Source organism: Vibrio sp. 2132-1 (assembly GCF_033344315.1).
In genome coordinates, this window is sequence record NZ_JAWPON010000626.1 from 1 (window position 1) to 576 (window position 576).

Here is a 576-nt window from a genome sequence, read left to right on the forward strand (position 1 = left end):
CCAGAAGTTCGCCTGATTAAACCTTAGCACATGTGCAAAATGTTGCTTGGCAACCGTTTGTGTTTAAGCAAGAGAAAAGCTTGATTTCTTAATATCATAGCATTCCACGACCTGTGCAATTCCCGGCTGCACCTGTAACCCCGCCCCTTGAGTTAATCAGCACATCGCCCCTTGCACATACAACGAAAATATGAAGATTTTGACTAAACTATAGACGTAAATATTGGGGTGACAAACTTTTGACTTAGTTCAAAGTGGGGCGAGGTAGATATGGAACGAGTAACTTTTGGCTCATTGATGAGTAATATTGTAGTTATCGGTCTCGATGGGGAAATTAGAACCCTCGAACAAGGACAGTTGCCTAAACCAGGGGAACTAATCATTAACGAAGTTTCAGACACTTCAGAACTGGTCATTGAGCAAGTGACACCGCAAGGCAGTTCCATCAATGTAACTGGTGATATTACTGCGTTGATAGAAGCTATTGCAGCGGGGAAAGACCCGACCCAACTAGGTCAAGAGTTTGAAACCGCAGCGGGCGAAGCAAATGGGTCTAGTCCTCAGACAACGGGGAGT

The 576-nt window shown here is 44.6% G+C and carries 1 protein-coding gene; it reads left to right on the top strand.

Annotated elements, in window-relative coordinates; all coding sequences use genetic code 11:
• Positions 1 to 270: 270 nt before the first annotated feature.
• Positions 271 to 576, top strand: a 306-nt coding sequence (locus tag R8N47_RS27050; protein ID WP_318186347.1) for a hypothetical protein, incomplete at its 3' end; no start/stop codon positions are given.